Source organism: Bacillus testis, assembly GCF_001243895.1.
Lineage (GTDB): Bacteria > Bacillota > Bacilli > Bacillales > DSM-1321 > Bacillus_AD > Bacillus_AD testis.
In genome coordinates, this window is sequence record NZ_LN851186.1 from 523,761 (window position 1) to 535,913 (window position 12,153).

The 12,153-nt window shown below is 39.9% G+C and carries 12 protein-coding genes; 11 read left to right on the forward strand and 1 reads right to left on the reverse strand.

All coding sequences use genetic code 11. From position 1 onward, the window contains the following. The first annotated feature begins 86 nt into the window (after positions 1–86). The gene (locus tag BN1765_RS03200; RefSeq protein ID WP_082195403.1) at positions 87–800 is read left to right on the forward strand and encodes an SGNH/GDSL hydrolase family protein; all 714 of its coding nucleotides are present in this window, start codon (positions 87–89) and stop codon (positions 798–800) included. Here the strand turns inward: BN1765_RS03200 and BN1765_RS03205 are convergent. Beyond that, entirely contained in the window at positions 764–1,027 is a 264-nt protein-coding gene (locus tag BN1765_RS03205; RefSeq protein WP_147554138.1) for a hypothetical protein, read from the reverse strand. The genes BN1765_RS03200 and BN1765_RS03205 overlap by 37 nt on opposite strands. Before the next feature lie 523 nt (positions 1,028–1,550). Here BN1765_RS03205 and BN1765_RS03210 point away from each other — a divergent pair. From BN1765_RS03210 to BN1765_RS03255, 10 genes are all read left to right on the forward strand, one after another. After that, positions 1,551–2,414 (forward strand): sugar phosphate isomerase/epimerase family protein, encoded by an 864-nt coding sequence (locus tag BN1765_RS03210; RefSeq protein WP_050613809.1) that lies wholly within the window; start codon positions 1,551–1,553, stop codon positions 2,412–2,414. Next, complete coding sequence (locus tag BN1765_RS03215; RefSeq protein ID WP_050613810.1) at positions 2,411–3,478, forward strand: Gfo/Idh/MocA family protein; 1,068 nt, start codon at positions 2,411–2,413, stop codon at positions 3,476–3,478. The genes BN1765_RS03210 and BN1765_RS03215 overlap by 4 nt, the downstream gene beginning before the upstream one ends. A gap of 13 nt (positions 3,479–3,491) precedes the next feature. Continuing rightward, positions 3,492–4,508: an NAD-dependent epimerase/dehydratase family protein gene (locus BN1765_RS03220; protein ID WP_050613811.1), complete on the forward strand. Its 1,017-nt coding sequence runs from the start codon at positions 3,492–3,494 to the stop codon at positions 4,506–4,508. Between the two features lies 1 nt (position 4,509). Further along, positions 4,510–5,571 (forward strand): dihydrodipicolinate synthase family protein, encoded by a 1,062-nt coding sequence (locus tag BN1765_RS03225; protein ID WP_050613812.1) that lies wholly within the window; start codon positions 4,510–4,512, stop codon positions 5,569–5,571. Next, positions 5,568–6,446, forward strand: a complete 879-nt coding sequence (locus tag BN1765_RS03230; protein WP_050613813.1) for a Gfo/Idh/MocA family oxidoreductase — start codon at positions 5,568–5,570, stop codon at positions 6,444–6,446. Before BN1765_RS03225 ends, BN1765_RS03230 begins: the two co-directional genes overlap by 4 nt. Positions 6,447–6,537: 91 nt before the next feature. Beyond that, complete coding sequence (locus BN1765_RS03235; protein WP_050613814.1) at positions 6,538–7,806, forward strand: sugar ABC transporter substrate-binding protein; 1,269 nt, start codon at positions 6,538–6,540, stop codon at positions 7,804–7,806. Positions 7,807–7,977: 171 nt separating this feature from the next. Beyond that, positions 7,978–8,874: a carbohydrate ABC transporter permease gene (locus BN1765_RS03240; RefSeq protein WP_187119474.1), complete on the forward strand. Its 897-nt coding sequence runs from the start codon at positions 7,978–7,980 to the stop codon at positions 8,872–8,874. Positions 8,875–8,885: 11 nt separating this feature from the next. Beyond that, positions 8,886–9,704, forward strand: coding sequence for a carbohydrate ABC transporter permease (locus tag BN1765_RS03245; protein ID WP_050613816.1), 819 nt, complete (start codon positions 8,886–8,888; stop codon positions 9,702–9,704). A gap of 26 nt (positions 9,705–9,730) precedes the next feature. Then, entirely contained in the window at positions 9,731–11,149 is a 1,419-nt protein-coding gene (locus BN1765_RS03250) for an extracellular solute-binding protein (RefSeq protein WP_069203058.1), read from the forward strand. Between the two features lie 14 nt (positions 11,150–11,163). Further along, entirely contained in the window at positions 11,164–12,153 is a 990-nt protein-coding gene (locus BN1765_RS03255; RefSeq protein ID WP_050613818.1) for a zinc-dependent alcohol dehydrogenase, read from the forward strand.

The following is a 12,153-nucleotide window of genomic DNA, read 5'->3' on the forward strand; positions in this document are numbered from 1 at the left end:
GCATCGTTTCCTGAGATGATAGAGTTCCTAATTTTTATAGAAAGTAAAAGAGTATAAGAGAACCTGCAAACAGAAGGAATTTGGCATTGAATCGCAAATTAATGTATAGATCAGAGAAGAGAATACTTAAGGAGATGATGAATATCAGTTCTGTATGGTCCAATAAAAAATGGGTAACACTTGGTGATTCTATTACCTGGCAGGATGGCCAACCGTTTAATGATACAAATAAGATTGTAAGAGGGTATCAAACGGTTATGCGTGAACAGCTTGGATTTTCTGAAGTATTGAATATGGGCGTTTCAGGCAGGCCGATGGCTAATGGCACCATGAATGGAGCAGGCACAAACACAACGGGGAAAAACATAGACTATACATCATTTGATTTAGTGACAATTGCGGCGGGAACAAACGATTTTAAACTGGATGTCCCAATAGAAAATGAAGAAGACGATTATGATACCAATACTTTCGATGGTGCCTATCAAGATTTAATACGGTTTATTTTAGAACATAATCCTTGCATTCGAATTGTAATGTTTACACCACTGCAAAGAAACCATTCTATGTATGATGTACATTTTGTAAATAAGGCTGGGCATATATTAAATAGTTATGTGCAGAAAATAAAGGAAATTGGCGCTCAGTATAGTATTCCGGTATGCGATATGTATGGGAACAGTGGTTTTACCGAACAAACATTGACAGCATTCACAAGAGATGGCCTTCATCCAAATGAGCGCGGGTATGAAAGAATGGGGAATTATGGAGCAGCTTTTTTGCAATCGATTGGTTGTTGATTTTCGAAGTTTAGTATAAAAAAGATGAAGGCAATATAAATATCCCAACATTTTTGTGGTACTCCACGTTGTTGAAATAAAAAGTTGGCCATGTGTAAACGCTGACATTTTTTTATTTGGCTCTTGGTCTCATTATTAAGTATTTGATGATGGCATTCACCAAGTGCTTTTACTTTATGAATTCCATGGTACCATCCATCAGCCATGGCGTTTTTTATCATGCTCAACGTCCAGCTCCTTTGTCGACGGTCTTACCTGTTGACTTGCGAATCTCATGAAACGAAACCTTTTTAGGTATTGAGTCATCCATCTTATCATACGTCTATTTTCTAAAAGGTGGTTTGTTTTTAAATAAGTTGAGTGATTGATCATAAGGTTGATTGATAGGAGCGGAAGGTGCGAGACTCCTGCGGGATCACCGCCCGCCCCGCGGAAAGCGAGCATCCTGGAGCGGATATCAATCGTCGCTTGCACCTTGGCTCTTCTTTTTATCCTTTTACAAAAGGAGGTATTGAAGCCGTTTTCTATTTTGTTCATTGAAAAGATTGTTTTTCAACACTGTAAAAAGGATTGATTGTAAATTGGTGCTTAATTGGTTTAAGGATTCTGGAGAAAGAAGATAAAAAGGAAATAAAAAGACAGTTGCTATAATTAATTTCAAAATATTGTAAAAATAATTGTAATTTTTTTGAAGAAAAGTTAGTATTATATAAACCAGATATGAACCAACGGAAAGGGGAGGATAAACGAATGAAATTGGGCGTAAGTTCATACAGCCTACATCAAGCGGTCCACAAAGGAGACATGACTTTTTTGGATTCTATTAGCTGGGTAAAAGAAAACGGCGGCGAACACTTTGAGGTGGTTCCCATTCACTTTGACTTGGTTGAACAGCCGGATTTAATAGCGGCCATAAAATCAAAAGCGCAAAGTGAAGAGATCGAACTATCCAATTATGCAATCGGAGCCAATTTTATTCAGCCTACGGAACAAAAATATGAAAAAGAGATTGAGAGAGTAAAATGCCATGTGGATGTAGCGAAAGCATTGGGAGTCCGTTTTATGCGGCATGATGTAGCAATAAGGCCTCTCTGTGACACGCACATCGAACAATACTACCATGATTTGCCGCTTATGGTGAGGGCATGCCAGGAAATTGCTGATTATGCGAAGCCGTTTGGCATTACCACCAGTGTAGAGAACCATGGCTATTATCTACAAGCTAGCGATCGAGTGCAGCTTTTGGTTCGATTGGTCAACAGGGATAATTTTAAGACAACTTTGGATGTGGGCAATTTTTTGTGTGTGGATGAAGATCCAATCAACGCGGTGATGAATAATCTTCCATTTGCATCATTTATCCATATTAAAGATTTTTATTACCGGGATACGATTATTGAAATGGGGGAAGGTTGGTTTACTTCTAAAAATGGCAAATCACTCAGAGGGGCAATTGCTGGAGAAGGAGATTTGAATATGACCGAAGTAATCAGAATAATCAAACAATCAAATTATCAAGGCGCCATTTCATTAGAATTTGAGGGGATTGAAGACTGTGGCCAAGCGATTAAATCAGGCCTTGCCAATATACGCAGGATTTGGGACCAAGTATGAGCCAACAGCAAATAAGGGTAGGAATCATTGGCGCCGGTTCAATATCTGATCTGCACATTGCCGGGCATCAAAGAAGCAGCCGTTCGAATGTAATGGCCATATGTGACCAAAATGCAGAAAGAGCAAAGGCAAAGGCCAGACAGTACGGAATTCCTCATTATTGTACTAACTATAAAGAATTGTTGTCGCTAAAAGACATAGATGCAATTGTTATTTGCACATATAATGCCACACACGCCCAAATAGCGATTGATGCATTAGCATCCCAAAAGCATGTATTTGTGGAAAAGCCTTTATGTATATCTTATGAAGAAGCCCAGGAAATAGAAGCGGCTGTTAAGAAGAGCGGAAAACAACTCCAGGTAGGCTTTGTGAGAAGGTTTGATTCCAAGGTGGAGAAAATAAAAGAAATGGTGGACAGTGGCGCGATTGGTGAGATCTATTATGCCAAAATGTCTGCTTTACGGAGATTAGGGAATCCTGGGGGATGGTTTGCGGACAAAGAAAAATCCGGTGGAGGACCGCTAATTGATGTGGGCATTCATTTATTGGACTTATGTTTATATTTCATGGCTTCTCCTACGGTCAAAACGGTTAAAGCTGTAACCTATAAAAAACTTGGCAGCAGAAATCATATTAAGAATCTATCCTATTACACAGCGGCTGATCCTGGCGAAGGCAACAATACAGTTGAAGAGCTTGCTGCTGCTTCCATTCGATTTGATAATGGGGCTTGCTTACTTTTGGATACAAGTTATACATTGCATGCAAGCAAGGATGAAACCGTGTGTATAATCTATGGGACTAAAGGAGGCGTAGAGGTAGAACCAAATTTCGTAGTTTCAACCGACTGCTATAATACCATTTTGAATGCATATCCGCAGATCGACCAAGATGTCTCGCATTTACAGAGTGCTTATCCGAAACAAATTGAAGGATTTATAGATTGCTGCATGAATGGAAGTGCCCCCCGTCATTCAATAGAAGACAGTCTATTGACTATGAAAATCATTCATGCCATTTATGAATCTGCAGAAAACGGAAATGAAATATTCTTTGAGTAAAGGGAGGAAAAAGATGAAAACAGTTGAAGAATTAGAGGATTTATTGTCCAGACCATCCGATCGCCTTATTGAAGATATAGCCAAAATAGATGGAGATCTAATGATTTTAGGCATTGGTGGAAAGATGGGTCCGACTCTCGGAAAAATGGCAAAGAGAGCAATAGAAGAAGCAAATTTGCAAAAGAGAGTAATAGGCGTGTCCAGATTTTCAGATGAAAGCGTAAGAAATGATTTAGAAGCTTCAGGCATAGAAACGATTCGTGCAGATTTATTGAATGATGAGGAATTAAAACAGCTGCCAAAAGTAAAAAACTTGATTTATATGGCAGGCAAAAAATTCGGCACTCAAAACAATGAACATCTAACGTGGGCCATGAATACATATTTGCCTGGAAGGGTAGCTGACATATTTAAACAATCAAGAATAGTTGTTTTTTCATCTGGAAACGTGTATCCGCTTACATCGTTAGGGAAGGGTGAATGTACGGAAGAGTATCAGGTGAACCCGATTGGTGAGTATGCCCAGTCATGCCTCGGCAGAGAAAGGGTCATGACCTATTTTTCGAAATTGAATCATACACCTGTCTTATTTTTTAGATTGAATTATGCGATTGATCTACGATATGGAGTGCTTTTGGAAATCGCCAAAAAAGTATATACGGGACAGGCGATTGATTTGGAAATGGGAGCCGTCAATTTTATATGGCAAGGAGATGCAAATGAGTATGCCATTCGCTCGTTGTTGCATTGCAGCAGTCCGCCGAAAGTGCTGAATATTACGGGTCCGGAAAAGATTTCTGTGCGGTGGCTGGCGAATGAATTCGGAAAGAGGTTCAAGAAAGAAGTCCATTTCCACTCGGAAGAAGAAACGACAGCGCTATTGAATAATGCCTCACAGTCCCATCAATTGTTTGGTTATCCTCGTGTTCCTTTAATGGACATGATCGATTGGACCGCTGAATGGGTAAGTCAAGATGGGTCTGTCTATGAAAAACCAACACATTTCCAGGAAAGGCAAGGGGCTTTCTAATATGATGGATCCACTGGAAAGGAAATTATTGCTGGAAGGCACTGTTATACCTGCCCATCCCTTGGCATTGACAGAACAGAGGATGTTGGACGAACAATCTCAAAGAGCGTTGACACGTTACTATATGGATGCAGGAGCAGGCGGCATCGCAGTAGGCGTTCATACGACACAGTTTGAGATTAGGGATCCGGAATTCAAGCTGTTCGAAAAAGTACTGACGTTGGCGATGGAAGAGGTAGAAAAAGCGCGACTGAAGCGGCCGTTCATCAAGGTGGCAGGAATATGTGGGCCGACTGATCAAGCGGTCAAGGAAGCGGAGTTTGCTAAGAGTATAGGGTATTCAATGGGACTTCTCAATATGGGGAATCTTGACCACTATTCAGAAGAAGAATTGCTTGCAAGGGCGAAAGCGGTAGCTGATCTTATTCCGGTATTTGGTTTTTACCTTCAGCCGTCTGTAGGAGGAAGAGTGTTAAGCTATCGTTTTTGGAGCGAGTTTTCAAACATTCAGAATGTCCATGCCATAAAAATAGCTCCTTTTGACAGATATAAGACATTGGACGTAGTAAGAGCCGTGTGCCAATCACCCAGAAGGGATGATATTGCTTTATATACAGGAAATGATGATTCAATCATCCACGATCTGCTCTCTATCTATAAAGTGCATATAGATGGAAAATGGGTTGAGAAACGGATTGCAGGCGGTTTGCTGGGGCATTGGGCAGTGTGGACAAAGCGTGCCGTTGATCTGTTTGAAGAATTGAAAAAAGCAAGGATGGAACCATCCATTCCTGGGCAATGGCTGATGAAAGCAAATGAAGTAACAGATGCAAATTCGGTCTTATTTGATGCTAAGAATCATTTCAAAGGGTGTATTGCTGGTATCAATGAGGTATTGGCAAGGCAGGGGTTGCTCCAGGGGAATTGGTGCCTTAAGCCGGAGGAACAATTGAGTCCGGGCCAAAATGAGGAAATTGATAGAATCTATCAAGAGTACCCGCATATGAATGATGACGAATTTATCAAAGAAAATATTGAACGCTGGAGGAAACATAGCTCTTGATTAGAATAGGGATCATCGGCGCCGACTCTACGCATGCAGTCGCTTTTACTGAACAACTGACCAATGCATTGAACCCATACCATGTACCGGGAGGGGAGGTGATAGGTTTTTATTCTGCCGAGCCATCCATTGACCAGGAACGGAAAAAGGACATAGAAAAAAAGCTGATCCATCAGTACGGTTTGGTTCAATTGGCAAGTTTTCCACAAATGGCGGATAGATGTGATGCCTTTTTATTATTGACGGTGCATCCGTATGAAAAACAGGCGCAATTGAAAGGACTGCTGAACTATAACAAGCCTGTTTTTATAGATAAGCCAATATCGTTGACTGCCGCGGAAGCAATTCAGCTAGAACGGTTAAGCCATAAAGCGAAAACACCGATCATGAGTTCTTCAGCTTTACGGTTTGTGACAGCATTTGAAAACTTTAAAAATACCTATACACAAACTGAGGAAGCGATTCAGTTTAATGGCCCTCTTCTTTTTCATTCCAGTATTCCAGGCTATTTTTGGTATGGGATTCACTTGGCAGAAATGGTGGTTTCCTTAATGGGGGGCTTACCGGAAGAATTGTCGGTTAAAAGGAATGGCGGCAGAGAAATCGTAGAATGTGTTTATAATCATCAATTAGTGAGAATGGTTTTTGAAAACAGAGGAGACGAACCTTTTAGTCTAAAACTGAATAACCGTACAATTCCATTAGCTTCCGGCAGTGAACCCATTTACACGGGTTTGCTTAAGAACATAATGGCATTTTTCCAAACCGGCCATTCCACTGTGCCATTTGAAGAGACGATTGATGTCATGCGGATGCTGGAAAGTATGAATAAACAAAGCGAGGCATATGCAAGATTTTCGGCGAATAAAGACTGAATTTTCAAAAATAAATATTGACATATTTTGTAAACGAAACTAATATGAATTACATGAACCAGATATGAACCAGTAAAAGAGGAGGGAATTCATGAAGAAGAAGCGTTTTTATCTCATTTTAACATTGGTATTTTTGTTGCTCTTATCTGCATGCTCTGGAAAAGATGAGAAGGTTTCATCAGATGGAAAAGGGAAGAAATTTTCAGGAACATTGACAGTTTGGGTTCATCCTTACGTTGCATCAGACTTAAAGGATCAACAGACAGCGGTATTTGATGATATGGCGAAACAATTTAAAAAAGAATATCCAAATACAAAAGTAAAATTTGAAGAAATCCCTTGGGCAAATAGGGAAACGAAAATTTTGACAGCGCTTGCAGCTAAGGAAGGACCAGATGTCTTTTACTTGATTCCTGATATGATGGCGCAGTTTGCCAGTAAAAATGTGCTGACTCCTATCACAAAATTACTAGGGGATGATTTTGATAAAGACGATTTCCCTAAGAGTTCATTGGACGCTGTAACTTATAAAGGCGAAATGTATGGGCTGCCTATTCTGCATGAAGTCCAGTCGATGGTCTACAATACAAAGATTCTGGAAGAGGTTGGCGGAGATAAAAATGCTCCTCCTACAACATGGGAAGAATTCGATCAGCTTGCCGAAAAAGCAGTTGCGAAAGGCTATTTTGCCAGAAATTTTGAAGGTGCAAATACATTGAACTCCACACTTTATCCATTGATTTGGCAGGCTGGCGGAGACATCATCAAAGATAATAAGGTTGTCATCAACAATAAAAAAGGTGTAAAAGTATTCGAGAAAATCAATGACTGGTATAAAAAAGGCTGGATTCCAAAAGATTCAACAACAGCACTCGACCACTTTACAGGTTTTCTGGAAGGGAAAGCTTTATCCTCTACAGCATCGGGTTTAACTTTAAGCACACTTAAGGACAGAGGATTTGACAATTATGTGCTTGGGCCGCCTCTAAAAGGAGAAAAGCAAGTAACATTCGGAACAACAGGGATGTTTGTCGTTTCTGCTAATAGCAAAAATAAAGAAGCTGCCGCTCAGTTAGTTAAGGCAATGACGGATACAGAAGGCTCCAAAGCATTTAATAAGCTCACAAAATACGTGCCGGCCCGCCAATCAGCTTCGGATATCTATAATGATGATCCGGAAATGAAGCAGATGACAGAATGGTTAAAGTATACAAAACCAGGGGTGATTCATCCGGTGGCCCGCGAAATCATGCCTAAAATCCAAGCTGAGCTTCAAGCGATGTTAGAAGGAAGCAAATCGCCGAAAGAAGCCGCCGATGCATCAGCAGAAGCAATAAAGGGAGAAATCGATAAACAATAAGATGAACATCGTAAATCTAGAACAATAAATGAAGAATAATAATAGCTTCCATGGACCCGATTTTGCACAAAGCAAAAGCTATAAATGGAAGCTTTACTTTTTTAAGAAGGTGAGCGGATGGCGGGAGAAATAAAAATAAATCAAGTGCATGCCAATCAACGTGTAACGAATATGACACGAAAAGAAAGAATCAAGAGGAACTGGAATAAATACGGCTTAGTCTATATCTTTTTGATCCCTATTTTAATTCATTTTGCCGTTTTTCAACTTTTTCCGATTCTGTTTAGCTTTATTTTGACCTTTACCAATTGGCCGGTCATTGGTGATCCCAAATTTATCGGTTTAAAGAACTGGTTAGCGCTGTTCAAAGATCCTCTAGCATGGAAAGCGCTTTGGAATACCGTGGTTTTCTCTATTTATTACATAGTACCGACAATGGTTATAGGATTAGGTATGGCATTGATGATCAACACCGGGAAAAGAGGAACAGGTTTCTTTAAAGGACTATTCTTTCTGCCGGTTGTCACTTCATTTGTAGTAATATCGGGGATTTGGGATTGGCTATTTAAAGGAACTGAATCAGGCTTGATCAATATGTTGCTGTCTATATTCGGCATCGAGCCGCAACTCTTTTTTTCAAGTTCAAGCCAGGCGATGATTGTGCTGGCAGGCTTATCGATATTCAAAGTCTGTGGGAGTACAATGATCTATTATTATGCCGGATTACAGTCTATGCCGGAAGAATTATATGAAGCAGCGAGAATCGATGGGGCGTCCTCTTGGAAAATATTTTGGAAAATAACATTTCCTCTTTTGTTGCCAATCCATTTTTATGTCGCCATTATCACAACGATCGGTTCTTTTCAGATTTTTGATTCGGCCTTCTTATTGACTTCCGGCGGCCCTAATTATGCTACCACTACAATTGTTTACTATCTCTATCAAGAAGGGTTTGTTTCATTAAGATTTGGATACGCGAGTGTATTGGCCTATGTCTTGTTTTTCATCATCTTTATCATTTCTATCATACAGAAAAAATTCCTAGGTAAAGAAACGACATATAAATAAGGAGAGAGCGGATGATAAGGTCCTTAAAAAGCAATTTTGTTTATATCCCTTTATGTATACTTGGTATACTTTTCCTGACGCCGTTTATTATTATGCTATTTGGATCTATTGTGAATATGAGATTCCCGATTGGAAATCCATTTCAATGGCTGTTGAATGAAGATCTTTCTTTTAAGAATTTTACATATATCTTTACCAACGCTAACTATATGAGATGGATTGTGAACTCACTGATCATAACGATTATTCCGGTATGTACGAATATGTTTTTCTCCGCTATTCTTGGTTATATTTTTGCGAGAAAACAGTTTCCTTTTAGGGATTCATTATTTTGGATTATGATGGCAGTTGTCATGATTCCAAGCCAATTGCTTATTATTCCTAGATACATTATGTTCAGTAACTTCGAATGGATCAATACGTATTTGCCCTTGGTCGTCCCGGAAATCTGGGGGATTATGGGGGTGTTTTTTGTAAGGCAATATATGATGACGCTGCCGAAAGATTTAGAAGAAGCTGCGTATATGGATGGAGCAAGTGATTTTACGGTATTTTTTAAAATCTATTTACCCCTGTCCGGACCTGTGATAGCAACCGTCGGAACATTCAGCTTTATCGCAAATTGGAATGACTTGTTGACTCCTTTAATTTTTACAACAAGCAATGAAATGTATCCGGTGACTGTGGGGTTAGCGTCCCTATTGACTAAAGAAGGGAATTTTGGCGTAGAAATGGCCGGATCGGTGCTATCATTTATTCCGACCTTTTTGATCTTTATATTTTTCCAAAGATATTTTGTGAAAGGGATCGCGTTGACAGGCAGTAAATAGGAATGAAGGAGTGGGAAAAATTACGAATGAGTGGAAAAAAGAGCAGAGACATCTTTATGGAACAGCTCCAATTGATGAAAACAACCATAAGAAAACAAATAGCAGAAGGAGATATTCAAGTTGGTGAATATCTTCCGTCAGAATTAGTGCTGGCAGAAACATACGAGTTAAGCAAAAACTCTGTAAGAAAAGGGCTTGAAGATTTGGTGGAAGAAGGATTGATCGTCAAAAAATCAAGAATTGGGAATCAAGTGGTATCAATTAAACCCTTCAATCCAATCATTTTAAGAGTTGGCTATTATCCCTCATTAATGAATGAGGTGAAATTCGATGACCTGATCAGACTTTTTGAAAAGGAATATCCAAATATAAAAGTAAAAACGATTGCTTTGTCCTATGAAAACTATCATTTAACCCTTCGTGACTTTTTCATGAATGACATGATTGATGTGGTAACCATCAATTTTAAAGATTTTTATGAATGCAAAGATCAAAGTGAATCCTTGTTCGAACCAATGGAATATAACCCTACTATCTATTCATTTTTACAGAAACCGTTCGAGTCGGACTGTATAAAGGAAAACTTGATGGTTCAGCCATTTGTCTTTTCTCCTATTGTCTTTTGCTACAATAGGGCACATTTTGATCAGGACCACATTCCATATCCGGACAGCAGCTGGAAATGGGAGGATGCGCTTGAAACATCAAAAACCTTAATGGGAGAAGATCAGGATGGTAAAGTCTGCGGTCTGTATTTTCATCCCTTTTCATTAAATAGGTGGCCTATTTTTATGATGCAGAACGGTGTCCAGTTTGAAAAGGATTTGGACGGTGAAATTCAGTTTCCGTATGAAGAATTATTGGAAAGCACTGCTTTCATCCGTACGATGTTTGAAGAGCAGGGTATTCTCCAAACCTTTTTGTCTGATAACAATCGGGATGCCGAGCAACTTTTTATAGATAATAAAACTTCTATGATCATAGCTTCTTATTTTACTTTGAATGAGTTCCGTAAACATTCCATTGAATATGATATAGCCCCGCTACCCTATTTTAAGTATCCTAAGACGATCCTATTGATCATCGGCTTGGCGATCAATAAGCATTCAACAAGAAAGCATGCTGCGGAACAATTTGTCTCGTTCATGTCGGGGGAGAAGGTTCAGGAGTACATACGCATCCATACTCTAAGCCTGCCGGCAGTGAAAAGAATTGCCGAAAAACAAGGGGAGGAAAAGGTCTATAAGCCTTCAAGATTCCAATTATTTAGAGAGATCATTCCGTCTTTTTGTCTGTATACCGATTTGGGTTTGGAATCCAATGAATTAGCAGAAGTCCGCAATGAATTACGTCTCTACTTGTCGGGGGCAACGGATCATGATTCCTTTTATGAAAGATTAAAAGGAAAGTTATCCCGGTCAGCGAAATATGAACAAATAACATAAATGGAGGTGGCTCTTTGAGAACAGTAGTAGCACGCAACCAATCGATCCAGCTTATAAACAATGATAAGCCTATGATCAAGCCCTCATATTTATTGGTTAAGACCAAGTTCTCTGCAATTAGCCCAGGTACAGAGTTGTCTATGGTAAAGCGGAGCGGAGAAAAAGAAGTAAAGCTTGGATACAGTGCATTCGGCATAGTGGAAGAATGCGGGGAACATACGGAAGGATTTTCACCAGGAGATAGAGTTGCCTGCTACGGGGCCCCTTATGTAGAGCATTCAGACTATTTGCTAGTCCCTAAAACACTCTGTGCCAAGGTGCCTGATGCAGTATCAGACGCTGAAGCATCCATGGGCGGAATCGGAGCCATTGCCATCCATGCATTGCGAATAGCCAAATTGCAATTTGGAGAGAAGATTGTGGTGGCAGGGTTGGGAATCATTGGGCAGATGATTGCTCAAATAGCAGATGCCGCTGCTTACGATGTATATGCTTTGGATATCGTACATAATCGTACGAAATTATTGCAGTCTAGAAAAAATATAAAGTGCTTCAGCAACAGTGAAGAGATCAGCCATCATCTAGGCAAAGGTGCAGATGCGGTATTACTGTGCACAGGAGGGAACGACTCGGAATTGAACGCCCAAAGTTTATCATGGGCAAGAGATAAAGGGAAAATTGTCATCGTCGGCGATATAGAACCGTGTTTTCCGAGAAACGCCATGTTTGCCAAAGAAGCGGAAGTGTTAATCGCTAGGGCAGGGGGACCTGGCCGCTACGATCCTGTTTTTGAAAAGGAAGCGATCGATTACCCTTATGGATTCATTCGATGGACGGAAGGAAGAAATTTAGCTGAATATTTAAGGCTGGTAGAAGAAAAGCGGATTGATGTGTCCCCATATCTCAAGGAAATCGTCGGATTGGAATCGGTCTCAATGGCTTATAGGAGCCTGGCTGACAAACAATCTACAATATTGACCCATCTTATTTCTTTCCAGAAATAA